Here is a 26,441-nt window from a genome sequence, read left to right on the forward strand (position 1 = left end):
CTCGACGACGGTGCGATCCTCATCGCCCAAGGGCCTGTGTCCGGTGCCGTCTGCGCCCGGTCAGCTCCAGGGGTAGGGCCCTTCCGGTCGCCTTCTGGTGGTGCGGGGGCGGCTGGCCCGCCTGGAGCCCTCGGAGGCTGCTGTCCCCGTACCCCGACGGGACTGTGCGCGAGCGCTCCGGGCCGAGCCCGCTGAACGCGGCGGCGGTGACTCCGAGCTGTGCGGCTGTGCCGCCGACGCGGCGCTCGACGGCGTCGATGCGGTGGAGCCGTGGGCGGCGGCGTCGGTGAAGACGATGCGCTCGGCCACTGCGCGCGCGTGGCGGGCGCTGCGACGGTAGAGGTCCTCGAGCTCTCGCTCCCTGCCCGCACCCAGGCCAATGAGGCGCCCCACCAGGTGGATCTCCCGGATCTGGACGGGGAGGACCTGGGAGCGCGGCCCCGAGGCGCGCCCGGTTCCCAGGACGATCGCCGAGCGCAGGCGGCTGGCCAGGATCCAGGCCGCAACCAGTTCTCCCCCATCGTCCGCGCTCAGCACCCCGGCCTGGACCGCGGCCTGGAGGGCGGCGACGGTCGAGGTGGTCCGCAGCTGGGGTATCCGGCCGGCGTGAGCGAGCTGAAGCACCTGGGCGCTCCATTCGACGTCGCTGAGCCCACCGGGGCCGAGCTTGAGGTGGCGGGCCGGGTCAATGCCCCGGGGTAGGCGCTCTGCCTCCACCCGGGCCTTGATCCTGCGGATCTCCCGCAGGTCCTGGGGAGCCAGCCCCTCCTGCGCCCAGCGCAGCGGGTTGATGAGCTCCTCGAAACGCCGCCCCAGGTCATGGTCTCCGGCGCAGGCGCGGGCCCGCAGCAGCGCCTGGCGCTCCCACAGGGCGGACCAGCGGCCGTAGTACTCGCGGTAGGCGTCCAGTGAACGGCTCATGACGCCGTTGCGGCCCTCGGGCCGCAGGTCGCAGTCGACCTCAAGGGGGTGCGGGAGCGCCGAGGCCAGAAGTCCCATGACCTGCTTGGCGACGGCCTCGGCCTCCTGAGCGGCGGTCTCCTCCCCCGCCCCGTCGCAGGCCTGGTGGACGAAGAGGACATCCGCGTCGGAGGCGTATCCGATCTCGTGACCTCCCAGGCGTCCCATGGCGATGATGGCGTGGCGGGCGCGGGCGGCCTGCCAGCACCCGCCTGCGTCGGGCCCCGCGGAGACCGCCTCCACCCCGTCGCGCTGGGCGATGACCAGCCCGGTGGCCACGGTCAGCGTCCCGTCCAGGACCGCGTCGGTGGCGTCGGAGAGGATGGAGGCGGTGCGTTCGGGGTCGATGCCGTCCAGGCAGTCCGCCAGTGAGGCGCGCACCTCCTCACGGGCGCGCACTCTCAGAATCGCCTGGACCGCCTCGAGCGCCTGCTCAGCAAGGGCCGCGTCATCGGGGCCGGTGAGGCTGCGACGGCGCAGGACGGCGGCGACCTCCTCCGCCAGGGCGCCGGGTCGGCGGGGCTCGAGCTCGCCGTCGTCGTCGAGCCAGGCGATGGACTCTGGGAACTCCGCGAGGCGCTCGGTGGCCCAGTGGGCGCTGGAGAGGACCTGGCACAGCCTGCGTGCCGCCACCGGTGAGTCCCGCAGCATGGCCAGGTACCAGTGCGACCCTCCGATGGCCTCGGACAGCCGCCTGAAGGACAGCAGACCGAAATCGGGGTCGGCTCCCCCACCGATCCAGCCGATGATGACCGGCAGCAGCTGGCGCTGGATCGCGGCGCGACGGCTGACCCCCTCGGTGAGGGCCTGGATGTGGCGCAGGGCCCCGTCGGGGTCCGTGTAGCCGACGGCGGCGAGGCGCTCGCGCGCCGCCTGAGGGCTCAGGGCCATCTCGTCGGCGCTGAGGGCGGCCGCGAAGGCCAGCAGGGGACGGTAGTAGATCTCCTGGTGGAGGGCCCGTACCCGCCGGCGCAGGTCCTTGAAGTCCTCCCACAGGCTGTCGCCGCGGCCCAGGCAGTCGCTGATGCCTCGCTCGATGCGGCGCAGGTCCTCCTCCTTGTCAGGAAGGTTGTGGGTGCGGCGCAGCCGGAAGAGCTGGCTGCGATGCTCCAGCAGCCGCAGGGCCTTGTAGCAGCCGCTCAAGGCCGCGGCGTCGGTGCGGCTGACGTATCCGCCCGCGCTGAGAGCGTCGAGAGCCTCCAGGGTGCCGCGTACGCGCAGGCTCTCGTCGGAGCGTCCGTGGACGAGCTGGAGGAGCTGGACGGTGAACTCGACATCTCGCAGGCCCCCGGGGCCGAGCTTGATGCGCCGGTCCGCCCCGTCACGCGGCACCGACTCCTTCTCCACCCGGAGCCGCATGGCACGGGCGTCCTCAACGAAGTGCTCCCGCCGGCTGGCCTCCCACACGTAGGGCGCCACGCCCTGCTCGTAGCGGGCGCCGAGCTCGGCGTGGCCGGCGCAGGCCCTGGCCTTGAGCAGGGCCTGGAACTCCCAGGAAGCGGCCCACCTGCGGTAGTAGGCCAGGTGGGAGTCAAGAGTGCGCACGAGCGCGCCGTCCTTGCCCTCGGGACGCAGTGCCGTGTCCAGCGGCCACAGAGGCGGCTCGGGGGCGGTGGCGGAGACGACGTGGGCGAGCTCAGTGGCCAGGTGCGTGCCGATCTCCACGAGGCGCTCCTCGCTGATCGGCTCGTGAGCGCCCTGCAGCTCGTGGGCGGGGCCGACGACGTAGACGACGTCGACGTCCGAGATGTAGTTGAGCTCCTGGGCCCCGGTCTTCCCCATGGCGATCACGGCGAGGGCCACCTCATCGGCCTTCGGTCCGACGGCGGCGCGGGCGACGAGCAGGGCCGCGTCCAGGGCGGCATCGGCGAGCTCGGCCATGCGACGACACACGGTGGGGACGTGCTCGATCGGGTCGGCGCTGGTGAGGTCATCGGCGACGATCGCCGTGAGCCGGTCCCGGTAGGCGCGCCGCAGCGCCCCGGTCGCCCGGCTGACGGCGCAGTCTGCCGGGTGCGGGGGTCTCTCATCGCAGTCTGAGAGGCCGGTGTCCGCAGGGCCGGCCTGCCCCAGCGCGTCGTGGACCGCCCGTTGCAGCGCCTCGCCGGGACCGGCCTCCTCCGGGGCGCTCCACGCCCTGCGCGGGGCGAGCGCGGTGAGGCGCTCGGGATGCGCCACGAGGAAGTCTCCCAGGGCCTGGGAGGCACCCAGGACCGCGAGCAGGCGGTGCCTGTGCTCACGCGGCTCTGCGGCCGGATCACTCATGATGCTGCGCAGGAGTGCTGCCGGCCTCGTCGTGCACCCGGGCTCGACACCGCCTGCCGATGCCAGGTGACCCGACTCGGATGCGGCCGCGGCCTCAGCGAGCCTGACGAGGCTGAGCAGAGCCATGTCGGGATCGGCGGTGAGCGCCAGGGAGTCGATGAGCTCCTCACGCGCCGGCCCGAGTCGTATGTCGGCGGGTCGGCCGCCCGGCCGCCTGGAGCGATCCGCTGAGGCGCGTCCGCCGGGGTCTCCCGCCTCGACGACGTCGTCGGCCTCAGCGTCTGCTGGCAGGAAGGGCAGCAGCGCCGGGTCGCTCAGGAGAGCCCCGGCGCGGGCGGCGTTGTGGAATCCGGCCCGCAGCAGCAGGGTCCTGGGCGAGGAGCTGTGCCGGGAGGGGGACCCGATCGGCGCCCGCTTCTCGCTGCGGTCTCTCACAGCTGTCTCCTGCTGCGCTCAGGCCCGCGGGAAGAACTGGCCGATCTCGAAGTCGGTGACCTGGGCGTCGTAGGCCCGGTACTCGCGGCGCTTGTTGCGCAGGAAGAACTCGAAGGTGTCCTCACCGAAGGTGTCCGCCACCAGGTCGGAGCGCTCCATGGCGGCCACCGCGCTCTTGAGGGAGGTGGGCAGGGCGTGGATGCCCAGCGCCCTGCGCTCCATCTCCGACAGGGCCCAGACATCGTCCTCGGCCTCCGGGGGAAGCTCGTAGCCCTCCTCGATGCCCTTGAGGCCCGCGGCCAGAATGACCGCGTAGGCCAGGTAGGGGTTGGCCGAGGAGTCGATGCCGCGGAACTCCACCCGCGTCGACTGGGCCTTGCCGGGCTTGTGCATGGGGACGCGTACCAGGGCGGAGCGGTTGTTGTGGCCCCAGCACACGTAGCTGGGGGCCTCGTCCCCTCCCCACAGGCGCTTGTAGGAGTTGACGTGCTGGTTGGTGACGGCGGTGATCTCCGAGGCGTGGTGCAGCAGCCCGGCGATGAAGGAGCGGCCGGTGGCGGAGAGCTGGTACTGGCCGGCGGGGTCGAAGAAGGCGTTGCGGTCGCCCTCGAACAGGGAGAAGTGCGTGTGCATGCCCGAGCCGAACTGATCGGGGAAGGGCTTGGGCATGAAGGTCGCCAGGCAGCCCTCCTCCAGGGCGACCTCCTCCACGACGGCGCGGAAGGTCATGATGTTGTCCGCCATGGACAGGGCGTCGGCGAAGCGCAGGTCGATCTCGTTCTGGCCGGGGCCGCCCTCGTGGTGGGAGAACTGCACCGAGATCCCCATCTGCTCGAGCATGAGGATGGCGTGGCGTCGGAAGTCGTGGGCGGTCCCCCCGGGCACGTGGTCGAAGTAACCGGCGTCGTCAGTGGGGCGGATACGCCCGTCGGCGTCGCGGTTGACCAGGTAGAACTCGATCTCCGGGTGGATGTAGCAGGTGAATCCGGCCTCGGCGACCCGGGCGAGCTGACGCTCGAGCACGGAGCGCGGGTCGGTGCGGGCGGGCTCGCCGTCGGGCGTGAGGACATCGCAGAACATGCGGGCCACACCGTTGTCCCCGTCCCGCCAGGGCAGCATCTGGAAGGTGGAGGGATCGGGGGCCAGGAGCATGTCGGACTCGAAGACGCGCGTCAGGCCCTCGATGGCCGATCCGTCGAAGCCGATGCCCTCCTCGAAGGCACTCTCGACCTCGGCCGGTGCGATGGCCACGGACTTGAGCTGTCCGGAGACGTCAGTGAACCACAGGCGGATGAAGCTGATGTCGCGTTCCTCGATGGCTCGGAGCACGTACTCCTGCTGCTTGTCCAATGGGGCCTCCTCAGCATGGCGGCGCAGCAGCCGGCCGACGACGGGGCCGGTGGTCGTGCGCCTGAGACGTTCTGCTGGGCCCACCCTAGTGCTCGGGTGCGTCAGGCAGGTTTCGGACAACCGCCTCGGCGGGGACGTCAGAGGGACGTCAGTGGTCCGTCCGAGGTGCCAGCGCACTGCGACACCTCAGGTAGCCTCGTGCCATGGCTACACCCGAGTCCCCTTACGGCACGTCCGCCACCGTCGTCGGAGGCGGCAAGCCCGTGCGCGTTCATCACCTGGCGGCCGCCAAGAAGGACGGCACCAAGTTGGTCATGCTCACCGCCTACGACGCCGTGACCGCCCAGATCCTGGACGCGGCGGGAACCGACCTGCTGCTGGTGGGCGACTCCATCGGCAATGTCATGCTGGGGCACGACTCCACGCTGCCGGTGGAGCTCGACGAGATGGTGGTGGCCACCCGCTCGGTGGCGAGGGCGACCAAGCGCGCACTGGTCGTGGCTGACCTCCCCTTTGGCACCTACGAGGCCGGCCCCGAGCAGGCTCTGGCCAGCGCGGTGCGCCTCATGAAGGCGGGGGCCAACGCCGTCAAGCTCGAAGGCGGCAGGCCCCGAGCAGCCAGCGTGCGCGCGCTGACCCAGGCGGGCATCCCGGTGGTGGGGCACCTGGGATTCACCCCGCAGAGCGTCAACATGCTCGGTGGCTTCCGGGTTCAGGGCCGCGGCGAGGCCGCGGACGCGCTGCTGGCCGACACGCAGGCGCTGGCTGAGGCGGGGGCGATCGCCCTCGTCCTGGAGATGGTGCCCGAGCCTGTGGCCGCCCGCGTCACCGAGTCGCTTGCGATCCCCACGATCGGTATCGGCGCGGGCGCCCGCTGCGACGGACAGGTCCTGGTGTGGACGGACATGGCCGGGATGACGGACTGGTCACCGCGCTTCGCCCACCAGTTCGGGCAGATCGGCGAGGTCCTCAGGCAGGCGGCCGCCGACTACGGGACCGCGGTGCGCGAGGAGTCCTTCCCTGCAGAGAAGCACTGGTTCAGCTCCTGACGACCCCTGACAGTGATAAGACCCACAGCGTGTTGTGGAGGCCCTGGACCACTGGCTGGAGGGAAGGTCCCGCGAACCGGGTGCCCCCTTCTATGCTTAAGACCATGAGTTCTTCGGCTTCCCCCGCGTCCTCGGCCTCACTGGCCGACCGCGCTCCGCGTGGCACGCTCACTCCCGGGACACTCAGTCCTGAGCGTCATGTGCCGGCATCCATCGCACGTCCCGAGTACATGTTCCACGACGGTCCCGAGCGCGTCACGGCCTCGGAGGTCAAGGATGCTGAGACGATCGAGCGGATCCGGGTGGCGGGGCGGCTGGCCGCCCGCGCCCTGGCCGAGGCCGCCAAGGCGATCGCCCCGGGGGTGAGCACCGATGAGCTGGACCGGATCGCCCACGAGTACCTGTGCGACCACGGTGCCTACCCCTCCTGCCTGGGTTACATGGGTTTCCCCAAATCGATCTGCACCTCGATCAATGAGGTCATCTGCCACGGCATCCCGGACTCGACCCGCCTGAATGAGGGAGACCTCATCAATCTTGACGTCACCGCCTACATCGGCGGGGTCCACGGCGACACGAACGCCACCTACGCCGTCGGCGAGGTCGACCGTGAGACGGAGCTGCTCATCGAACGTACCCGCACCGCGATGGAGCGGGGCATCAAGGCCGTCAAGCCGGGACGCGAGGTCAATGTCATCGGCCGCGTCATCGAGGCCTACGCCAAACGCTTCGACTACGGGGTGGTGCGCGACTACACGGGCCACGGCGTCGGGGAGGCCTTTCACTCAGGGCTCATCATCCCCCACTACGACGCCGCCCCTCTGCACGACGACGTCATCAAGACCGGCATGGTGTTCACCATCGAGCCGATGCTCACACTCGGCGGCATCGAGTGGGAGCAGTGGGACGACGGCTGGACGGTGGTCACCAAGGACCGTTCCCGCACCGCGCAGTTCGAGCACACGCTCGTGGTGACCGAGGAAGGTGCCGAGGTGCTCACCCTGCCTTGAGGTAGCGGGTATCGCTACCCATCCACGTCCACGATGATCGAGCACCGTCACGTTGCCTCACGATAAGGTGACGACGTAAGGTCCTTGGCTAGCGGACATCTACTGCATTCTGCCCAGGAAGCCCATGCGGGTTTCTCCCAGCTTATTTCCTCCCGGAGGTTCTCATGGCTTTGCGCTTCAATCCACCGCCGAACTGGCCCGCGCCACCCGAGGGTTTCGAGCCGCCTGCAGGCTGGCAGCCCGACCCCGCCTGGGGGCCGGCTCCTGAGGGCTGGCAGATCTGGGTCGATGACTCCGCCGCCTCCGGCGCATCCGCTGCTTCGGCCGCAGGTGCCGCTACTGAGGCCGACCCGGCGTGGGCTCCGACCCAGGCCGTGTCGACCGCCCCGACGGCCCCGTTGAGCACTTCCTCACCGGTTGCCGACCCGACGGGCATGTCAGCCTCCGCCCCCTCCGGTGACTACGCCGGGCCTCCCGCGTCTGTCGGCGCCAGCCCGTACGCGGCCAACATGGACTACGCCCAGTCGCCCACGCCCTACCAGCCCCAGGGGGCAGCGGGAGGGATGCAGCCTCCCACCGGCGGATGGCAGCCCAACGCCGCCGTTCCAGCCGGCCCCGGCAATGGCTCCAAGCCGCTGACCCAACAGTGGTGGTTCTGGACCGGAATCGCCGCAGTCGTCGTGGTCGCCCTGGTCATCGGTGGAATCTTCATGTTCAAGGGCGATTCCAGCGACAGCGACAACAAGGCGGACAGCACCTCGAGCTCGGAGCCGGATAACCCGAAGAAGCCTAAGCCCAGCAAGAATGTCGATGACCCGGACCCAACCGACAACCCGGATCCGAAGAAGCCCACCAAGACCAGCAATCCGAACAATAACAGCCACGGCTCGAGCGAGAAGGACCCCATCGACCCGAAGGCCGGGGCGGTCACGCTGAATGCAGGCAAGTACGACGACGACCCTAACGCCTCGGTTGACGTCACCTTCGGGGATGTCGAGTGGAACGCCAACGAGTCCATCAAGGCCGTCACGAGCCAGTACAGCTACAAGGAGCCCCCTGCCGGCAAGGTGTACATTCGCGTTCCCGTTGAGATCACCTACCACGGTCAAGGACAGTTCGATAAGTACGACCTGAAGGTCGGATTCACCCACGAAGGAAACACGGCAGAATCTGAGCTGATTATCGGCGGGCAGTCGCTCTTCAACCGGCAGAGCATGCCCCGTGACGGAGGCAAGGCGAAGGGCGATTTCGTCTTCCTCGTTGACGAGTCCGCCGCCAATGAGAAGAAGGGCGCCTTCGCGGTGAGCGCTTTCTCCCAGGTGGACAACAAGAATGAGGTCTACGTGGCGGCGAAGTAACGCCACGCCACCATCCGCCTCATACGACGTCGGCTGTGGCCCGCCAGGATCCTGGCGGGCCACAGCCGTTTCAACACGTTCGATAGGGCGGACGAGCCGACCTGTACGCCGGGTTCTGTTGCCGCCCGCCGTTACCGGCCTGGGCGGTGGCGACCATTCATCTTGGACCGCTGTTACCAGCGGCCTCATGCGACCTACCCGCTGACTCGGGCGAGCAGCCTTCAAGCGCCAGCTGTGCGGTCTTGCTCCGGGCGGGGTTTACCGAGCCGCAACGGTCACCCGCCGCGCTGGTGGGCTCTTACCCCACCCTTTCACCCTTACCCACCGGTATCCGATGGGCGGTCTACTCTCTGTGGCACTGTCCCGCGGGTCACCCCGGGTGGCCGTTAGCCACCGCCCTGCTCTGTGGAGCCCGGACGTTCCTCAGCCCGCCACCGCCATGAAGGCGGTGGCCGGTACCGCGGCCGCCCGGTCGGCTCGTCCGCACGGGTCAGTGTAGCCACATGCTGCGTCGTCGGGGTTCGCGCCCACCGGACAGCCCCCACCTGCCGGGAGGCGTGTCCGGCCCTATCATGTGCGGGTGCTGATCCTGCTTCCTCCCTCTGAGGGAAAGACTGCTCCTACCAGTGGACCGTCCCTGGATCTCGACTCGCTCCTGGAGGCGGACAGGCTCACCGCTGCGCGCCGTGAGGTGATGTCCGCGCTGGCTGAGGTGAGTCGGAGCGCCGAGGGTGCCTCCGTCCTGGGGCTGGGGCCTCGCAGCGCCGAGCAGGTGGGGACGAATCTGCTGCTGGAGACCGCGCCCTGTGCCCCGGCCCATCAGCTGTTCACCGGGGTCCTGTACGAGGCCGCACGGCTGGGCTCGATCGCCGAGGGCCCGGCGGGCCGCGCCGCTCTGGAGCACCACTGCGTTGTTCTCTCGGGGCTGTGGGGCATCCTCTCCCCCACTGACCTGGTGCCCGACCACCGCCTGTCGATGGGCACGTCCCTGCCCGGACCGGGACGTCTGCCGGCGTTCTGGAAACCGCACCTGACGCCGTCGCTCACCGACATGGTTGCACAGGGGCTGGTGGTGGATTGTCGGTCGGCGGACTACGCGGCCGCATGGAAGCCGTCCGCGCGTGACGGCATCGAGGTCGTGAGCGTGCGCGTGGTGCGCACTGCCGACGACGGTTCCCGCAAGGTGGTCTCCCACATGGCCAAGCACGCCCGCGGACTGCTCACCGGAGAGCTCCTCAGGACCGTTGCCGACGGGGCCGTGACTGAGCACGTACAGGTGGACGACCTCGCGAGTATCGCCGGGGGTCTGGAGGGTATCGACGACGTCGAGGTCTGCGAGCCGGACCGGCAGGGGCGACGAGTACTCACCCTGGTGACTCGCTGAGGCCGGTGGCGGCCGGCTTCAGACGCGGCCGCTAGATGTCCATCCGTACGATGATGACGTCGTTCTCCTCGGCGTGGATGACCTCCTCGGTCGGGGCGGCCACGATGCGGGCCAGCTCCTGGGGGCTGATCTCGACGGCGCCGCCCTCGATGGTGCGTCCCCTCAGGGCGACTGCGCCCAGCCCGCCGGTGGAGGCGCGGACGGCCTCATAGTCGGCCAGGAGGGGGGTCTCGATGGTGCCGGCGAGGTCTGCCCGCTGGTTCTCCAGGGACTCGATCTCCTCATCGAGTCGGGCGAACTCGGCGTCGCGCTTGGCGGTGAGCTCCCGCCCGGCTGTGCGGATCTCGGACTCCTCCTGGCTGAGGCGCTCCGCCTCCTGCCGGGCGGAGTCGAGTTCCTCCATGGCCAGGATCTGCGCCTCCTCCAAGGTTGACTGGCGTTGGCCGAGCTGGTCGATCTCCCCTTGGATGGCGGAGAGGTCGCGGGCTGCGCTGGTGCCGGAGTGGAGGCGCTCGCGCAGCACCTCGGCGCGGCGCACCACCTGCTCGACCTCGCCCTCACTGCGGGTGGCCTGCTTCTTGGCCTCGTCGAGGGCGGCCTCGGCCTGGATGGCTGCCCGCTTGTTGACTTTGAGGCGTTCGATGACTGACTCGATGCGGGTGAGGACCGGAAGGTGCTTGCGCTCGTGACGCAGCCGTGCCAGGCGGGAGTCGAGGTCCTGGAGGTCGATGAGAAGGCGCTGCTGGGCGATGGGGGCGCTTGTCACGGCGGGTGCTCCTTCAGGCGTGTGCGGGTTGATGCTGCGAATCCTCTCATGCCCGGTCTGGTCCGGTGGGCAGGCGCAGCGCCCAGGGGTCCGTGACGATGCGGGAGACCTGGACGGACAGTGAGGCGCCGCGGGAGCAGGCGTTGTCTGTGAGCCTGCGGGCCAGGGGCTCCAGGCCGACCCACTCGGTGGCCCAGTGGGTTCCGCACAGGAGGTAGGGGCGGCCGCCCTCCAGGTGCTCGGAGGCGGGGTGGTGGCGCAGGTCGGCGGTGAGGAACACGTCGGCCCCGGCCTCGCGGACCCGTTGCAGGAGAGAGTCGCCCGCCCCACCTGAGACGGCGATGCGCTCGACGACGGCGTCGAGGTCCCCTCCCACGAGGAGGCCGGGGGCCGAGTCGGGCAGGGCTGCGGCGACGTCGTCAGCAAGCCGGCGCAGGGTGACGGGCTGCGGCAGCGTGCCGATCCGCCCGATGCCCCGATCCGGGGAGGCGGGGTCGGGCTCGAGCGGCACGGTGGAGACGAGTCCGACCCGCTCGGCCAGGGCGTCGGCCACTCCCCCGTGGGCGGCGTCGAGACTGGTGTGGGCGTTGAGGAGGGCGATGCCTGCGCGGATGAGGCGGTGGATGCAGCGGCCCTTGGGGTCGGTGGCCGCGACGTGGTCGGTTCCGCGCAGGTAGAGGGGGTGGTGGGTGATGACCATGTCGACGCCGGCGTTGATGGCCTCGTCGACGACGGCCGCCACCGGGTCGACGGCCAGGAGGATGCTGCGCACCGGGTCGGCGGGGTCGCCGCAGATGAGCCCGTTGGAGTCCCAGGAGGCGGCCAGGCCGGGGGGTGCGGCGGCCTCCACGAGGGCGACGACGTCGCCGACGGTCAGGTGGCCTTCCGGGGTGCTAGGCGAGGGCTCGTGTCCGGCCTCAGGAGATGCGGGTTCGGGAGTGTGACTCATGCGACCAGGCTAGCGGTAGGGCGGGCAGTTCCTGAGGCGTGACGGGCTCGGAGGCCCGCGGTGCCTGCGAGGGGGCATGCCTGACGGAACACAGTGAGGAAAACGACCGACGCGGCCGCCATCTGGGGTAACCTACTTCCGCGCTGCTGGGCCCCTCCGGTGCCGGCAGCGTCGGCCTCCTCGACGCCGTCGATGTCGTGGCCGCGCCCCCATAGCTCAGCGGTTAGAGCAGCGAGCTTATACCTCGTGTCGTGCCTGATAAGCACAAGGTCCTGGGTTCGAATCCCAGTGGGGGTACCACGATAGCCTTACCCAAACCTAGGTCATGAGTAACACGGTCTGGGTTGGTTGATGAAGATGCGAAGCGCTCACCACCACTGGTGAGCGCTTCGTCGTTGCAGACGGCGTCGTTGACCGGGCAGTCCACTTGGTTGTCCCGGTTTTCTCGTGTGTTGTCCTGCAACAAGGTCGCACTGCGCTGTCGTGCGACGTTGTGTATTCGTCGGCTGGTCAGCCAGTCGAAGGGCCGCCGCAGATCGGCTGCCAGGTTCGCGTCGCTGCTTGCGTCGGCCAGCAGGCGCGGTGCTGCGGCCCGCTGCAATGGCCCGTCATTCTCCCCTATCGGGCAGTCGCCAGCTGCTGCGTCGGCCACGCTCCTGCCTCTGCCATCATTCGTTCCATTATCCGGCAGGATGACTCGGCCGTCCTCATCCACCACCGGATTGACCAGCACCCGCTGGAAGAACACCTGGTTGAGCAGCTTCTTCAGGTGGGCGGGTGCTGCCTGGTAGAGGCGGTGGCAGTCTTCGAGGAGGTCAAGGGCTTGAATGAGGCGCTGCCGCACCTCGGCTATGTCGGCCTGGTAGGCGGTCAGTTGGCGCTCGATCTGGTTCAGTTCGGTGGAGAGCTTGGCTTGTTCCTCTTTGAGGAGGTCAAGGGGGATGGCTCCTTCGTAGTGGGCGTGCATCAGGCGGCGGCGCTTGTCTTCGATGTTCGTCCGCCTGGTCGTTAGGGAGCGGATTGTCCGGTCTTTGTCGCGCTCAAGGTGCCGTAGCTCCTCCCGGACGTACTGCTCCACCAGCTGGCGATCCTGGCTGCTGAGCTGGATCGTCCGGTACAGCGCGTTCATCCGCTCTTCGACGACGTCGATCAGGACGGCGCGGAAGGCACAGTCGTGGGTTCGTTGGCGCTTGGCGCAGATGAAGTAGGGGTAGAGGTCGCCTTTGCTGTTGCGTGTGTTCTGCACCAGCAGGCGGACACCGCAGAGGCCGCAGTACACCGTCGTCTTGAGGTGGTGGTTGTGTTGGCGTTCGCGTTCTCCGAAGCGATGGGAGTCCAGCACGGCCTGCACCTGACTCCAGGTCTCTTCATCCACCAAGGGCTCGTGCGCCCCGGCGTACTCCACGCCCTGGAAGGAGATGACGCCCTTGTAGTAGGGGTGGCGCAGCATGCGATGCAGCTGAGCGCCCGTCACTGCCTTGGCTGGCTTGCGGGCCGTTGGCACGGTCGTCAGCCCACGATCGTGCAGGTGCGCAGCGAGCCTTTTGGTCGTCCAATTCCCTGTCGCATACTCCGTGAAGGCCAGCCGGATGAGTGGTGCGCGCTCCTCATCGAGGGCGATGGTGCGGACTTCTCGCCCATGCTCGTCTCTGGCACGGACGTTGAGGTAGCCGAGCGGTGCCTTGCCCAGCGTCCCGCCGTTCCTGGCTTTCTCGCCCATCCCCTTGATGACCTCGTTGGCCAAGTTACGGGAGTAGAACTCAGCGATGCTGCTCATGATGCCGTGCAGCAGCATGCCGCCAGGCGTCTGGTCGATGTTCTCCGATGTCGACACCAGCCGCACACCGGCCTCCTCGAAGGCCCGGTTGATCTCCACATCGTCCGCCCGGTTCCGGGCTAGTCGGTCCAGTTTATGGACGATGACGTAGTCAATGCCACCATCTTCCTTGAGGTACGCCAGCATCTTCTGTAGCTCAGGGCGGTTCGCAGACCTGGCCGACTCACCCCGGTCGGCAAACTCCTTGACGACCAGTGCACCCATCGACTGAGCCTTACGCTTATTCGCCTCCCGTTGAGCGGGCAAGGAGAAGCCCTCCTCTGACCCACCACGCTGAGCCTGCTCCCGAGTAGAGACGCGGATGTATGAGACGGCGCGCTTGGGAGTGAGCTGGGCGGCCATGGCGGTGAAGGGATCGGGAGCAACAGCGTCAGGCATGGTGCACCTCCTTGCTGGTTTCGGTGTGTTCACTGGGGTTCCCGGTTCGACCAATCTGGTCGTCCGCACTGGTTGTGCGTGTCCCGCGGGCATCTATGCCATCGCCTGCTTCACCGGCCTGGTCGACGTCGCTGGACTGGCCGGGCTCTCCGACCTGATCGATCTCACCGGTTTCACTGGTCTGCTCGCGCTGCTGGCGTTCTTCCTCTCTGAGCTCATCGAACTGGCGCATCCATGCGCCTTCTTCGTCGTTCCACCAGACAGGCGGCTCACCGTCGCCGGGCTGCCAGCTGTTGAGGCAGACCAGGTGGGTGCCGCTGGCTGCGAGCTGTTCAGTTACCGCGTCTGCTTCGGTGGTGGTGAGGTTGGGGGTGGGCCAGCCCGCCGTGATGACGTACTCCACCCCACCGCGCTGGCAGGCATCAAGCAGCATGCCCAGCCCGTACTGGCGCTGCTGTCGGTCGTGGAACTCGGTGACCAGATTCAGGCCGGCCGTTTCGGCATAGTCCTCTACCAGCTCCCGCTGGCGGGCCAGCTCGAAGGGGTAATGGGCTGCGCCGTAGAAGATGACGATCGCCCCGGTACCCGCCTGGCTGTCCAGCGCGGTTGCGAGTACGGCGGAGCGCACCGCCGGGTGCTTCTCCTGTGCGTTCGTTCTGGTTTGTGTTGTCATCGGTGTCCTCCTCTCGTCATATATATTGCTATTTCACTGTTTTGTGTTTCTCCTCTTTCTATTGACGCTCAGATAGACGGAAAAGTCCAGTCCGGTTTTATGTTCCCCCGAGAAACGATTCCACCGCACCCACGCTAGCGACTGTTCCGTGATATTGCGCCATTTTCTGCCGATGCTGCATCATTTTTCTGCGGTGATGTTCTCTTTGCGAAGAAAAGCGCACTGAGAATGCCAGGGCGGGTGGATTGTTTTTAGCGTGTCATGGGCCGCGCTGGATCAGGGCGGCGAGCTGCTCGGGGGCGGCAGTGATCTTGAACAGCTCCGGGGTGAGCGTCTGGTCGGCGGCGATCTGCTCGGCCAGGCGGCCGGCTCGGGTGGGGTTGGTCAGCAGCCAGACCACCTGCGGGTAGTAGCCGTGCTGGGCCTGGAAGGTGCCGCTGGCCAGGTGAGCCTGGTAGTCGTGGCACTTGGCCAGCAGCCGCGCTGGATGCTCGGTGTCTAGGTCGACCTCGAGGAGCCAGTGATCTTCTGCGCCTGTGTCTGTCGCCGTGATTGCTTCCAGATCCGGCTTGAGCCAGCCCAGCGCCCCACCGAGCCGCAGCCAGGAGCGCCAGCAGGCCGGCTCGGTACGCAGCCGAGCCAGGTGCCCACCGACGGCGTGGATGGCCTGCTCGATGACGACCCGCGCCTGCGTGATCGCCAGCGTATGAGTGAGGAACAGCGGCGACGGCTCCTGAAAGCGTCGCCGCGATCCACGCCCTTGCCCCTCGCATGTCAGGCGCTGCCCCGCTGTTGTCAGGTACCAGACGTACCCCGCCGAGCCGGCCCGCGAGCCACCAATCCGCCGCGCCAGATGAGCAACCAGCCTCAGTCCGTGCTGGCGTCGCAGCCGCCGACTGGTCTGGCGCAGCGCCGAACGGGCCGAACCGTACTGCCTCGACAGCTCGGTGATCTGCGCCAGCTGGCGGGTTGTGGCATAGCGATGAGCCGCCAGCAGCGCCAGCAGCTCGCGATCGGTGGCATCAAGCTGCTCGGCGATCGCCTGCAGCTGGGCGCGGCCAATCCGGGCCGGAACCTGGCGCTGAGACTTCGCTGCCTCTGTCTTCGCTGCTGCCTTCATCGTCGTTGGTGTCGTTGTGGACGTCGGCACTACCAGACCGGTGCCTGTCCCGACGCTCGCGTATTCCAATGTCGATATCGCTGTGTTCATTGCTGTTTCCTCCTTCGTGATCGTCATGTGGTTGATCGAGTCGCTGCTGCGAGACAGCGGCTGTGAGGCCGGGGCTGTTGTCAGTGGTGGGTGTGATGGCCACACGGGGCCATCAGTCGCCTCCCGTAACCGCGCCGGTGCCGCACCACGACGCCGACAGCCGCGCCTGCTCGCTGCAGCGATGCGTCGACCGGCTCGTCTCCCGACGCGTCTTGGCAAGCCAGTGGTGGAGACAAGCGCAGGGGCCAGATAGGGGCGATACTTCGCAGCGAACTTCGCAGCCCCAGTGGTGGTCTGACGCGCCGCGGGCACTCTCGATCCCTCCGCCCGTCATGCCGTTCCTCCGCTCCGCCTATCTGGCCGACGGCCAAACACCACACCAGCCGTCGAGCCAGGTACGCCGTTCACTGGCCCGCTGTCTCCGCCCGTCACTTCTCCCCCACGGCCATCCGGGGCGTCGGTAGCACCGGCCAGCGTCGGTCGAGCCGCCGCATCATCACTGGTATCGCCCGGGGTACTGTCGTTCTGTCCGAGCCGCGCGAGCAGGGCGGCCTCAGTCTGCGCGGCGTCTTGGCCGTAGCGCGCCTGGCTGCTCGCGCGCAGTGCCAGGGCGTCCTGGGTTGGTGGCAGGGTGGTGGCTTGGCACCAGGGGTTCTCCCGCCCGTGGTGCAGGGTGCGCGCGTAGACACCAAAGCGCGGCAGCAGCTGGAAGTCGGCCGCCTCCAGGTCAATTGCCTGACGGGCCAGCTCGGTCGCGTCCGCCGCGCTCAGGGAGAAGATGATCTTGTTGCGCGCATTGGCATCGATCCCCGCCTTGAGCACCGCAGGCAGCTGCCCGCGGTACTGATGCGCCAGGTGGAAGGCCACCCCCAGTGACCGGGCCTGGGCCAGGGCGTCGGCCAGGCTGCCCGGCAGCGACAGGTAGTCCTGTACCTCATCAATGAAGACACTGACCACGTGCCGCCGTGATGGCTCCACCGCTGCTCGTGCCAGGATGAGTGGCCAGAGCTGGCCCACCAGCAGCGACCCAAGCAGCCGAGCCGACTCCGCCCCCAGCACCCCCTTGTTGAGACTAACCAGCACAATGCGCCGCCGCGTGAACACCTCCTCCAGGTCGAACGACGGCGCGGCCTGCCCCAGCGTGGCCCGTAGGTGCGGGCGGATCAGGAAAGGCTGCAGCCGCGTCAGCACCGGCCCGACCCACTGCTGACGCTGCGCCTCACTGAGCGCCTCATAGGCCGCCCAGAACTGCCCCGTCCCCAGCGGATCCGCCCCCGAGGCGGCAATGAGCCGCTGACGGTAAGCCGTGTTCGTCAGCAAGAGGGGCAGATCGACCAAGGTCGCTCCCGGCGTGCGGGCCAACGTCACCAGCGCCGCAGAGAGCACCTGCTCCACCCGCACACCCCAGGACTCAGCAAACACCCCCTTCAACGTCGCCAGCACCGTATCGGCCACCAGCTCCGGCGACGCACCACCACCTAGCACGCCGCCGCCTGATGACGACGCACCACGCGTCGTCTGCGCCCGGGCCAGTGGGTTGATCCCCACCGGGCGGCTACTGGTCGGGTCGATCACCACCACGTCATCGCGCCGCTGCTCAGGAATCCGCGCCAGAATGTCCGCCACCAGATCCGTCTTCGGATCGATCAGCAGCACACCCCGACCAGCGTGAATGTCCGCCAACGCTAGATGCGCCAAGGCGGTGGACTTACCAGCCCCCGTCGGCCCCAGCAGCACCGTGTGATAGAGCGCATCACCAATCGAGATACCAAGGCGCTCACCCGCCTGATCTGCCACCCCCGTGGCAAACGCCCGCTGCGTCTCACGCGCCTGAGGCAGCGCCAGCACCCGCGGATGAGCCGACGGCGTCGCCGGAAGCACCCCCTCACCCACCGGCCAGCCCGCCATCGCCATAATCTCTCCTGCACCAAGCTCCAATCCGGGCCGCCACGGCCGCCGCACCCCGTCAAGCTTGGCGGGGTGCTCCGTGCGGGCGCGCAGCCGCACCCCCGGCCCCTCTAATAGGCGCAGCGCCCCCAGCAGCCCCTGCAGCAGCGTCCGCTGGCGCAGCGGCGAGGCCGCCCGCACCCCCAAGCGCAGACAGACTGCTGCTCGATGCCGCCCCACCTGTGCCTTTAGTCGCCGACCCCGCTCACCACTAAGAGATGGAATCGGTACGAGGCCGAGCAGCTCCAGCCAGCCCTGCGGCTCCACCCGCCCACACGCCTCCGGGCTAAAGCGCCGCCCCAGCTGCAGCTGCACCACCAGCTCCTCGTCTTTAGCCGTGGTTGCTAAGGCGGCTAGGACGGCCCGTACCACTGCGCTTAGGCGCTCCGCCGCCAGTCCCGCCCCGACCGGGCGGGCCGACACCACCACCGCCTGATCCACCGCTCGCCGCGAGAAGCCACGAGACACCCGGCAGCCCGGCACCAGCTCACGCACCACCCTCGCCAACCGCTCACCCGCGCTCGAGCCCACCACCCAGACCGCCTGACCGCTTGAGGCGCGCAGCTCCAGCACCACCCGACCCAGCGAACCGTCCGCCAGAATGCGCTCCACCAGCCCGACCGCCGTGTCCTGAGCGAGCGGCAGAGCAAAGCGGAGTTGGTGCCACACCAGGGGGCGAGCGGAGCGGGCCATCACGGGGCACCTCCCGGCGCGGAGGAGACAGCAGGGTTAGTCGCTGGCTTGGTTGCTTCATCCTTCGTCGCCATCTGCCGCGCCAGTGCCAGCACGATCCGCGCCACCGCCCGGTGATCCATGCCGCTTCGCCGCACCGGCACCAGCTGCACTCGCCGCGATGAGCCTGGGCGACCACCAGGATGCAGGGCCATCATGGCTGCCTCCTGGCGGGAAGGTGTTCGCCCTGGTCACCGCCAGTGGGATGAGGAGAGCGACGCCGACGGGAACGTGTCCGCTGCGTCTTGTCGTCAACTGGCCAACTCGAGCACTGCTCAGCCCGCTCCGACCGACGTCGCTGCTCACGCTGGCCAGACCGATTGTGACCACCGTGAGTGCTGGGCTCCCTCACCACTCCCGTCGGCTGCGCCACCAGCGCACTGCCAGCCAGGCGGCGGCGCTCACGGCGAGCAGCCCGACGAGCCAGGGCCAGCTGCTTTGCACGATGACGACGATCCACCTCAGCCCCATCGCGATCAGGAGCAGGCCGACGCCGCATCGCAGCAGGCTGCCGGGCAAAGAACGCCTCGAATCGCTCATCATCACCATCTCCTCGAAGACTGCGAATTGGGTACTTGTCCCGCCACGGCCGACTCATCGCAGGACCTCCTTGCCGTTACCGCCAGCGCTGTCATCTCGGTCATCACCACGGGACGCACCAGCCACCACCGTCTGCACCGACTCCGTCCGCTCCGTTGCCGTGGTCGGTGTCTCGGCCTCTGCCTCGCACGCCCGCTCGCTGTACCGCGGCACGGCAAAGCCGGGGATACGGATGTCGCTCTCTACTTGGTCGCCCCACACCGCCCAGGGCTGGTTCGACTCAGGCCGCCTACGGGCAAACAGCTCCAGGTACGGCCCAGGGCTGACCCGCTCGATAATGGCGAACTGCTCCGCTGGCTTGTGCGAGTGCTCTTGTACGGGGGCGTTGAACCAGGTCGGCTGGGAACGCGAACCCAGCGGGGCTCTCCCCCGTGTGCAGAACAGCAGCTGCTCGGTGGCATTGCGCAGCTGGTAACGACCACCCAGGCCAAGGCGGAACTTCACCCAGGTCAGTGGGCTGCGCACCGTAAAGCCCCAGGCCTCAGCCACCTCATACGCCCTCGGCAGCAAGGCATTCGTCGTCCACAGCCACAAGTGGGCATCACGGGCCGCCAACGCCCCCACCGGCAGCGCCTTGATCCGCGCCAGACTCATCGTCCGGTAGTGCTTCTCACCACTCTGCAGTGGCCAGGGCGGATCGACCAGGATGGTGGCAAAGCCACCAGGCGGCAGACCAGGGATGGCGGGCGATGAGCCAGCACTGGTCGCCGTCACACCACCGTTCTGACTTACCACTGCGCCAGCCTGTCTGGCCGCCGCACCTCGTCGAGCCCCCGCTCCCCCAGTGCACGCTCGTCTTGTCTGTTTTGTCTGCTGCATGATGCCCCTCCTTTTTGTTCATACGTGCTATTTGCTCCGGACTATCCCACTGCCAGCTTTTCGCACTTCGGCAGCCGGGTGCCCTTATCCCATACATTCCACGAACACTCGCGTGTTGCAAGGCCTCCAGATTCACTATTACCAAGCGACGCGACACGTGCCGTTCTTGAGCCGTTTCTGTGGTGCCACCCCAGCGCACAAAATGGACACACACGCCATTTAGTGGCCACGAAAGTCGGTGCTGTAGTTTTTGCAACAAGCGGGCGAAACGACGCAGCATGTGGATGGAGAATGGAGACGAACGCTCACGGCTACCGCTCGTCCGACCGCGCCGGTCGCTGCTGCGTGCACCGCGTGGGGCGCGGCCGCGGCGGGCGACGCGAGGGCGAGTGAGCCGGCCAGGTGGGACGGGCCGTACCAGCCACCGACTGACCACTGTTGCCGTCACCATCCGATGCATCCGGCACCGCTCCAGGAGACGTGCCGTCACGGTCATCACCACCGTCGGTGCCGTGAGCTCTGCCGGTGGATGTAGACGCCGCTGCCTCCCGCACTGCCTGCTCGTTGTCCTGCAGCACCTGGGCCATTGCTGCCTGCATGGCCCGGCCGGCTTCTTGGCGCTGTTGGCTCAGCTCACTGCCCAGGGCCAGGGCGGCTGCCCAGGAGGAGCTGGCCGGTACGCCTGGCGCTCCTGCTGCTCTGGCCGCCTGGTGTGCGGAGCGCCAGCTGGCTGCGACCTCACCGGCGAGCTGACCAGCCTGGTAGCTGCTCGGCAGCGCGGCGGACAGCGAGAGCGGCGGCTCACCCATGGGCACCGGCTGACTCGCTCCGCCGGGTGGGACCTCCCGCCAGGCTGCCAGGCCGTCGCGCATCCCGTGGGCGAACGCCCAGCCGGTTGCGCCCACTACCGCCAGACCGATGAGGGCCAGGATCCCGATTACGACCGTCATGATGAAACCTCCGAAGATGAGAAGAGATGAGAGAAGAAGAGAAGGAAGCGGAGAGAAGAACGTGAGGAGAAGAAGCGGCGCCCCTGGGGCTACAGCTGCCCGATCCGCTGCCCAGCGCCCAGGGCGTATCCCGTGATGATCGCTTCGTAGAACTGAGCACCGCCGGGAGCGATGCGGGTCTGGGCCTCGGCCTGGGTGACCAGCGTGGCGATGTTGGTCAGGACTTGAGAGGTCAGGAAGGCCCGGGCCTGCTCGGCCTGGGCCGCTACTTCTGCCTGGGCGGCGACCTGCTCGATCTCCCGCCTGGTCACCCGGGCCTGGCCATTGCCCAGCACCACCCCCATCCGAGTGCGCTGGGGCGAGAAGAGACTGAGATTGGTAGAAGCCATGAGAAGAGTCCTTTCGAGAAGAGAGGAAGGAAGAGAGAACGACGGCCGGGGCTGCCGCTCTGGGCGGAGCGGGCCGCGCTACCTGCCACTAGCCGCGCTAGACCAGCGTTTTCTGCCGGTCTGGCCCTGGGCTCGTGGCGTTGGTTAGAACGGTAGGCAGGCCGCGCCGCAGTGCCGTCAAAGTTGGAAGAAAGTTGGAAAAGAGGGCTCACTCAGGCATCCACCACTGACGCACCCGAGCAGCTACGAGTCGGCCCCTCGCGGTCGGCAGGCCAGCGACTGCGGCAAGGAGCCAGTCCGCCAAGCCAGGAGCAGACGGCTTGCCTCTGTTCTTCGGCTCCCCCGCTATATCTCCTGGTTTGTTCCGACCTCTCGGTCTAGGCTGGCTTGCGGCCCGTCCCGTCTGCCGACGACTGAGTTACCACCCATGACTGGCCCGTCGCGGCAGGCGCCTCACCAGCACCGGCACCGACCTCTCGGGCAGCTCCTCGCTGCCCCGCCCCAGCGACTTCATCTCTGCCTATCCCCGCACCAGCTCTGCCCGTACTCCCCTCAAGGAGGCTTGCTCATGTCCCGCGCTCGTCTCGATGCCGATGACGCTGCTTCCTTGCTGCGTGAGCTGGCGTGGCTGCGCAAGCGCGGTGGGTTTACGGCGGCGCGGCTGGTGCACGCCCCGATCGTCGATGAGGTGCTCCGGGGTAGCCTGGAGGACTCCTTTGAGCGGCTGCGTCACCGCTTTGTCTCGGCTATTCACAGCCTGAGTGAGAGCGGGAGTGAGCAGGATGAGCCGCTGGTAGGTGTGCTGCTGGCAGCCTTCGCCCTCAGCCCTGAGACGGCGGGTAGTGGCAGCCTGCTGGAGCGGCGACGAGCCATGGCGACCCGCTTGGGGTGCAGCATGGAGACGATCGCGTCGCGGGAGGAGGCCGGCCTGCGCCTGCTGCACAGCCGCCTGGTGGCCGGGCGTTACGCCCAGGCACCGCTGGTGCTGGATGTGCCGGAGATGCACGGTGGGATCGTCTATGAGGAGACCACTACCCTCATCGTGGTGGAGCAGCGTCGGTGGCGGGGCACGGTGGAGCACTACCGGCTGGCCAACATGGCCGGCGAGCTGGACTTCGTCACCATCTCGCGCTCCTACCCCGCCCATGTCACGGCGCAGCCGGGCGGAGAGTTCAGCGTCAACAGCCGTCCCGTCGAAGGGGCTGGGTGGAACGACCACTTCTGGCACATCGACCCGGCCACCGGTAGGCGCACGCCGATGCACGACGCGACGCGCTACGACCTCGCCTTCCGCCTCGAGCCCCTGCCGGGTGAGGAGCCCACCACGCCGATCTCCTTGGCTAGCCGGGCCTTCCACGCCCGCTCACTGCTGGCCACCATCCAGGTACGCTTCATCGGGGAGGTGCCGTCCAGCATCTGGCAGTTCACTGGGGCTAGCCCCTTCGCCCGTCCCCAAGCCGCCAACCAGTACAACCGCACACACCTGGACGCCCAGCAGCGTGCCACCCTCACCCAGCGCGACGTCCACGGCGGGCTGTTCAGCGGGTTCGGGTGGGAGTGGTGAAGAGAGTATCCACGAGGTTGCGCCCCACCTTCGTCGTTACCATCGCGTGACAATCGGTTGTGCACTCCTACAATGCAAAGAACCTCGAAACTGCCCGTGACCTGCGAAGTTGCGACATCACCAACCCCTTCCTCCTGCTAATGTAACAGACTCAGCGTGGACTACTGTTTCTACCGACCCACAGCGGTATATTGGCTGCATCGACCCCAAGATTTACACATAACCGCAGCGGAACAGCGTTGAACGCCACGCCGCATCGGGGCACCATCATCCATCAGCAGTAGCGCAAAGGCGGAAGGATATGAGCACCAAGGCACCTACACACCAGACAGGCACACTGCTTGCCTACTGGATGCTCTTGACCGCCATATTCCGCTGCTGCCGAATGCCTACTATAACCACGTCAGCCTGCACTACAAAGCCACAGTCGTTGCCATTTGATCATTGCCGCAAACGCATCGATTGTGAAGTGATTTGGCAGGACGATATAAATACCGCCCCACGACGTTGGGGAATGAAGGTGTTACCCATCCCTTAATTTATCGGTCGAGTTGATTAATCGTTGGGCACACATAGCCAATCTATGGTATGATAGACGTGTTATGTGTGAACGATTATCTCAACAATCAGGCCAGTTTGGCTCCGCTGGCGAAAAATATCCCTCGAGCCAAGAAGTAAGTACGCACACTTTACGTGAACGCCTAAAACACGCTATTGGGGCACTAGCCTCACGAGTAACGGAGTCAAAAACCATGCCACTGTTTATGCAAGACTATGTCCGTCGAGCGGTGCAGAAGCTAGAAAACTACAAGCACACAATTGAATCGCGAAACATTAATGTAATTGGCCCGGTAGCCGACCAGGTCGCATATGGATTACCGAACAGTAGTTCCGACCTACTTGTCAGCATTCCGTTAGCTTACCCAACAACACCTGAACTACTCGAAGATCAGCGCGCACTAATTGAGGAAGCGAAAGAACCGGGATACTATGATCGTATCGATAGAATGTTCGTATCCAATGTCAATTCGGCGCAGTCTAGCTCCGATGAGCAGCGTGTAGCCAACTAATACTGACTGCTGGTTACAGCCGACCACAAATTAGCGTCTCTACACATCATATAGGGGCGCTATTTTGGTGCATTTTTACTTAGTTTAAGTACATACAATAAGGCGAAGCGAGCAGTACTAACCCGAGAAAACGCAGACTATTGCCGAATCTGCAGATTGCCATCATAGAATCGTCCAATGTCCATTTTGGAATAAAGAGCATGAACACTACTTTTCTAAATGTTAGAAACGCAATCATCAGCGTACTCGGAGAAGAAAGCAGACTCTGGGAAGTTTGTCTATACTATCAGACTCTCTCTGGCAGAGAATGGACGCGAAGCGAAATAGAGACTATTGAGTTTGAAAGCGAACGAACACTAAAACGAACGGTAGCCTTGGACGTTGACTACAACGCCATCAACCAAATTCGATACGACTACAATCAAACAAGCAAAAGGTTCTTCCTTCCACTGCAGGAGAGGCTGATCCGACGCCCGCTGCTTAACGCAGAAGTTTGGAATTCACAGAGCCATCACGTCACACTAGCACAGAGCTATGAAAACGAGATACTCAATGCTGCTGTCCTTACGGGAAGACTGATACGAGCTCTCTTAACCAACAGTGTACAATTAGACACCAATCAACTCTGGGTTCTGGACACAATTGAGTGGATCCTTGAATCGACGGCGCACGTCAATCAGCAGGAAGTTGCAGAGACAGCGATTGCGGTAAAAGCAAAACTTGTTGAGTTGCTACCTGACGGAGTTTATGACGAAGCGTTATACAAATTGGGGGATAAGTTCTTCACTCCATTCATTCAATCCTATCAAATGCTGAAAGTCAACTATACTCTATTCGCCGCTATGGAGTGCTCAAATAATCCATTAGAAGCGCGTCGAGAATTCTACAGTGAGGTAGCTGGAAAAGATATAGACACCATCACATTGGTAAAGTATGACTCTGTGGGGCACTCTGACTCTAAATCCCGTCCAGGCTGGAAACTATCGAATGTCTTTACCGGAACTGAGTACATGATAGGACTGCCCTTATTCGGGCGCAACGCTAAAGAATGTCACGCTCGACTCGTGTGTCCAAAAGGTATGATTATCGATAGTGTTAGGATATTTTGCGGCACACACAATTTTCCACTATACCGTTGGCCCCTTGGAAGTAAGTCGCCGAAGCATTGGTCACCGAACTATGGCTATATGGAACCGATGGCACATGTTGATGAAGGAGGTAAGAAGAAACCAACGCTTAAAACTACAGGGTCGGCCGCCACACTGAACGTAATATATAATCGAAGACATGTAGAGCTTCATGACTGCGGTTTACCGCCACGATGGCCGATTGGAAGTACCGATCAGTCACCTACGGGAGCTGACAACGCATCGTCAACGTGGCAAGTGTGTCTTAGTATGAGTAGCAGGCGATCAAGATTCTTGGTCCCGACATTAGGCCTGCTAGTATGTAGCATATATGCTCTCGCCGTCAACATACTTAAAGCAAAGGAATCCGATTACGGAATTAGTTTGTCATCAGTCAGTACCCTTGGGTTGCCTCTGCTGCTCGGATTTTTGGTGGTCGGTGAAGAGCATCTTGTGCTTTATCAGACACTATTAAAAGTACGTTCTGCCGTTGCCAAAGCCACCGTAATATTCGTCATCACAGCCTGCAGTTTAGCGGTAGTGGGGAGAAATCAGTACTCGATTACGCTATTCGTCATAGCTATATTCTTAGGGTTAAAGGCAATATTTCACACGCTCATTCAGATTGTGAGGATCGAATATTTCAGAGCCGACGCCTTCGAAGATACGCGTATGAAACTAGCGCAAAAATATCATGAGCTCATTGACGATCAGTTAGCGGAAATATATAAGACTGAGAATGACCGAAATAGAAGAATCAAGCTAACAAAACGACTCGCCCGCCAAGCAAAATGGAAAATTTTTAATATGGCGGTGTTTAACCACAAAGGCAACACACATATACTCCACGATGTCCACGCACAAATTCTACCCACGTGGGCTCTCAAGCTCTATCCCACGACACGACGAAAACTGCTGTTAGAACTCCTGTTGTTATTATTGCTCATTAAAGCCACGGCCATTACATACTCGTTTGTTGTCCGGTTCCTAGGCGTAGCCGGTAAGACACTCTGGCCGATAGTTGAGCAGGCACTTTCTTGGCTATCGCTTATTTAAACAGGTTCTGTTAATCGCGTGCCACCCGATCCCAAGTACGGCGCTCCAAACGAGCAACTCAACTACTCAACCAACATACCCAAACCGACTCCATTGACTTCCTGCAGAGTGAGCGACGACAACTAGGTCAGTTCTCGTCACACTCTCGATTGTGAAGAGGCTCTCTGCGTGGGCTATAATTAAAGTCCACAAGATCGAACGGAGTATGGGAACGGCCGGGATTGAAAATCCTTGGCGCATACGGGCAGTTGACAAAGGCGGCAAAGGAAGCTGGTGGTGTGGAGAAACTGATCGCTAACCTCGAATCAGCTGCCGTATCACGAGCGGCGATGGGGTTGCGCGTGCAGGGCGCAGTTTTCACTGCGGTCGGCGCGGGTATTGTTGGAGTTGCATACAAGGTCTATCAGCGAAAGAAGCAAGTGAACGTTGAGTCACAGGAGACTGCTCGGGCTGAGCTACGTAAAGCCTTTGATGCAGAAGAGCAAGAACAAGACGATGATGCAGACGGCCAATGAATAATTTGGCTTACTGTCTGAGCCTGCAAAAGTCGATAGGCGGTTGTT

Annotated in this window: 19 protein-coding genes, 1 tRNA gene, 1 other RNA gene and 1 pseudogene; 9 read left to right on the top strand and 13 right to left on the bottom strand. The window is 65.3% G+C overall.

Annotated features, from left to right (window positions below):
- Positions 1-60: 60 nt before the first annotated feature.
- Both BKH32_RS01240 and BKH32_RS01245 read right to left on the bottom strand, forming a co-directional pair.
- Complete coding sequence (locus tag BKH32_RS01240; RefSeq protein ID WP_075248258.1) at positions 61-3,660, bottom strand: bifunctional [glutamine synthetase] adenylyltransferase/[glutamine synthetase]-adenylyl-L-tyrosine phosphorylase; 3,600 nt, start codon at positions 3,658-3,660, stop codon at positions 61-63.
- Between the two features lie 18 nt (positions 3,661-3,678).
- Positions 3,679-5,010, bottom strand: a complete 1,332-nt coding sequence (locus BKH32_RS01245) for a glutamine synthetase family protein (protein ID WP_075248259.1) — start codon at positions 5,008-5,010, stop codon at positions 3,679-3,681.
- 203 nt (positions 5,011-5,213) lie between these two features.
- Here BKH32_RS01245 and panB point away from each other — a divergent pair, with 203 nt between their 5' ends.
- The 3 genes from panB (at position 5,214) to BKH32_RS01260 (ending at position 8,427) form a co-directional block, all read left to right on the top strand.
- The gene (panB, locus tag BKH32_RS01250) at positions 5,214-6,059 is read left to right on the top strand and encodes a 3-methyl-2-oxobutanoate hydroxymethyltransferase (protein WP_075248260.1); all 846 of its coding nucleotides are present in this window, start codon (positions 5,214-5,216) and stop codon (positions 6,057-6,059) included.
- Between the two features lie 104 nt (positions 6,060-6,163).
- A complete protein-coding gene (map, locus tag BKH32_RS01255; RefSeq protein WP_075248296.1) occupies positions 6,164-7,069 on the top strand; it encodes a type I methionyl aminopeptidase in 906 nt (301 codons plus the stop codon).
- Between the two features lie 164 nt (positions 7,070-7,233).
- A complete protein-coding gene (locus tag BKH32_RS01260) occupies positions 7,234-8,427 on the top strand; it encodes a hypothetical protein (RefSeq protein ID WP_075248261.1) in 1,194 nt (397 codons plus the stop codon).
- A gap of 88 nt (positions 8,428-8,515) precedes the next feature.
- On the opposite strand, the gene rnpB is transcribed toward BKH32_RS01260, so the two are convergent.
- An RNA gene (gene rnpB, locus BKH32_RS01265) (RNase P RNA component class A) lies at positions 8,516-8,907 on the bottom strand.
- Between the two features lie 94 nt (positions 8,908-9,001).
- Here rnpB and BKH32_RS01270 point away from each other — a divergent pair.
- On the top strand, positions 9,002-9,811 hold the full coding sequence (locus BKH32_RS01270) for a YaaA family protein (protein ID WP_075248262.1): 810 nt from the start codon (positions 9,002-9,004) through the stop codon (positions 9,809-9,811).
- A 31-nt stretch (positions 9,812-9,842) separates the two neighbouring features.
- Here the strand turns inward: BKH32_RS01270 and BKH32_RS01275 are convergent, their stop codons facing one another.
- Together BKH32_RS01275 and BKH32_RS01280 are read right to left on the bottom strand one after the other, a co-directional pair.
- Complete coding sequence (locus tag BKH32_RS01275; protein ID WP_075248263.1) at positions 9,843-10,577, bottom strand: zinc ribbon domain-containing protein; 735 nt, start codon at positions 10,575-10,577, stop codon at positions 9,843-9,845.
- Between the two features lie 46 nt (positions 10,578-10,623).
- A complete protein-coding gene (locus BKH32_RS01280) occupies positions 10,624-11,526 on the bottom strand; it encodes a Nif3-like dinuclear metal center hexameric protein (protein ID WP_075248264.1) in 903 nt (300 codons plus the stop codon).
- A gap of 205 nt (positions 11,527-11,731) precedes the next feature.
- On the opposite strand from BKH32_RS01280, the gene BKH32_RS01285 reads away from it, so the two are divergent.
- A tRNA-Ile gene (locus tag BKH32_RS01285) sits at positions 11,732-11,826 on the top strand.
- Between the two features lie 127 nt (positions 11,827-11,953).
- Positions 11,954-12,538: a hypothetical protein gene (locus BKH32_RS14185; RefSeq protein ID WP_256690307.1), complete on the top strand. Its 585-nt coding sequence runs from the start codon at positions 11,954-11,956 to the stop codon at positions 12,536-12,538.
- Positions 12,539-12,919: 381 nt separating this feature from the next.
- Here the strand turns inward: BKH32_RS14185 and BKH32_RS14190 are convergent.
- The 8 genes and pseudogenes from BKH32_RS14190 to BKH32_RS01325 all read right to left on the bottom strand — a co-directional run.
- Positions 12,920-13,834: pseudogene (locus tag BKH32_RS14190) on the bottom strand (recombinase family protein); the annotation flags it as partial.
- Positions 13,734-14,414, bottom strand: a complete 681-nt coding sequence (locus tag BKH32_RS01295; RefSeq protein ID WP_256690309.1) for a hypothetical protein — start codon at positions 14,412-14,414, stop codon at positions 13,734-13,736. The pseudogene BKH32_RS14190 and the gene BKH32_RS01295, both read right to left, overlap by 101 nt.
- Positions 14,415-14,673: 259 nt before the next feature.
- The gene (locus BKH32_RS01300; protein WP_256690311.1) at positions 14,674-15,651 is read right to left on the bottom strand and encodes a replication-relaxation family protein; all 978 of its coding nucleotides are present in this window, start codon (positions 15,649-15,651) and stop codon (positions 14,674-14,676) included.
- 303 nt (positions 15,652-15,954) lie between these two features.
- Positions 15,955-18,264, bottom strand: coding sequence for a type IV secretory system conjugative DNA transfer family protein (locus tag BKH32_RS01305; RefSeq protein ID WP_178384519.1), 2,310 nt, complete (start codon positions 18,262-18,264; stop codon positions 15,955-15,957).
- 387 nt (positions 18,265-18,651) lie between these two features.
- A complete protein-coding gene (locus tag BKH32_RS01310; RefSeq protein ID WP_256690314.1) occupies positions 18,652-18,843 on the bottom strand; it encodes a hypothetical protein in 192 nt (63 codons plus the stop codon).
- A gap of 54 nt (positions 18,844-18,897) precedes the next feature.
- Positions 18,898-19,617: an MT-A70 family methyltransferase gene (locus tag BKH32_RS01315; RefSeq protein WP_075248267.1), complete on the bottom strand. Its 720-nt coding sequence runs from the start codon at positions 19,615-19,617 to the stop codon at positions 18,898-18,900.
- 416 nt (positions 19,618-20,033) lie between these two features.
- The gene (locus tag BKH32_RS01320) at positions 20,034-20,672 is read right to left on the bottom strand and encodes a PepSY domain-containing protein (protein WP_256690316.1); all 639 of its coding nucleotides are present in this window, start codon (positions 20,670-20,672) and stop codon (positions 20,034-20,036) included.
- A gap of 89 nt (positions 20,673-20,761) precedes the next feature.
- Entirely contained in the window at positions 20,762-21,061 is a 300-nt protein-coding gene (locus BKH32_RS01325; protein ID WP_009233120.1) for a hypothetical protein, read from the bottom strand.
- A gap of 568 nt (positions 21,062-21,629) precedes the next feature.
- Between BKH32_RS01325 and BKH32_RS01330 the strand changes: the two genes are divergently transcribed.
- The 3 genes from BKH32_RS01330 (at position 21,630) to BKH32_RS13415 (ending at position 26,393) form a co-directional block, all read left to right on the top strand.
- Complete coding sequence (locus tag BKH32_RS01330) at positions 21,630-22,625, top strand: hypothetical protein (RefSeq protein WP_075248269.1); 996 nt, start codon at positions 21,630-21,632, stop codon at positions 22,623-22,625.
- 1,270 nt (positions 22,626-23,895) lie between these two features.
- Positions 23,896-25,878, top strand: coding sequence for a hypothetical protein (locus BKH32_RS13410; protein ID WP_143222642.1), 1,983 nt, complete (start codon positions 23,896-23,898; stop codon positions 25,876-25,878).
- A 278-nt stretch (positions 25,879-26,156) separates the two neighbouring features.
- Positions 26,157-26,393 (top strand): hypothetical protein, encoded by a 237-nt coding sequence (locus BKH32_RS13415; RefSeq protein ID WP_143222644.1) that lies wholly within the window; start codon positions 26,157-26,159, stop codon positions 26,391-26,393.
- The last annotated feature ends 48 nt before the right edge of the window (positions 26,394-26,441 follow it).

Source organism: Actinomyces oris (assembly GCF_001929375.1).
Lineage (GTDB): Bacteria > Actinomycetota > Actinomycetes > Actinomycetales > Actinomycetaceae > Actinomyces > Actinomyces oris_B.

Excerpts from the sequence above, each read along its gene's own strand:
- BKH32_RS01280 (WP_075248264.1), bottom strand. The coding sequence starts at position 11,526 with ATGAGTCACACTCCCGAACCCGCATCTCCTGAGGCCGGACACGAGCCC.
- BKH32_RS01305 (WP_178384519.1), bottom strand. The coding sequence starts at position 18,264 with ATGGCCCGCTCCGCTCGCCCCCTGGTGTGGCACCAACTCCGCTTTGCT.
- BKH32_RS01330 (WP_075248269.1), top strand. The coding sequence starts at position 21,630 with ATGTCCCGCGCTCGTCTCGATGCCGATGACGCTGCTTCCTTGCTGCGT.
- BKH32_RS01300 (WP_256690311.1), bottom strand. The coding sequence starts at position 15,651 with ATGACGATCACGAAGGAGGAAACAGCAATGAACACAGCGATATCGACA.
- BKH32_RS01310 (WP_256690314.1), bottom strand. The coding sequence starts at position 18,843 with ATGAGCGATTCGAGGCGTTCTTTGCCCGGCAGCCTGCTGCGATGCGGC.
- BKH32_RS01320 (WP_256690316.1), bottom strand. The coding sequence starts at position 20,672 with ATGACGGTCGTAATCGGGATCCTGGCCCTCATCGGTCTGGCGGTAGTG.
- BKH32_RS01325 (WP_009233120.1), bottom strand. The coding sequence starts at position 21,061 with ATGGCTTCTACCAATCTCAGTCTCTTCTCGCCCCAGCGCACTCGGATG.
- BKH32_RS01295 (WP_256690309.1), bottom strand. The coding sequence starts at position 14,414 with ATGACAACACAAACCAGAACGAACGCACAGGAGAAGCACCCGGCGGTG.
- panB (WP_075248260.1), top strand. The coding sequence starts at position 5,214 with ATGGCTACACCCGAGTCCCCTTACGGCACGTCCGCCACCGTCGTCGGA.
- BKH32_RS01260 (WP_075248261.1), top strand. The coding sequence starts at position 7,234 with ATGGCTTTGCGCTTCAATCCACCGCCGAACTGGCCCGCGCCACCCGAG.
- BKH32_RS13410 (WP_143222642.1), top strand. The coding sequence starts at position 23,896 with ATGAACACTACTTTTCTAAATGTTAGAAACGCAATCATCAGCGTACTC.
- map (WP_075248296.1), top strand. The coding sequence starts at position 6,164 with ATGAGTTCTTCGGCTTCCCCCGCGTCCTCGGCCTCACTGGCCGACCGC.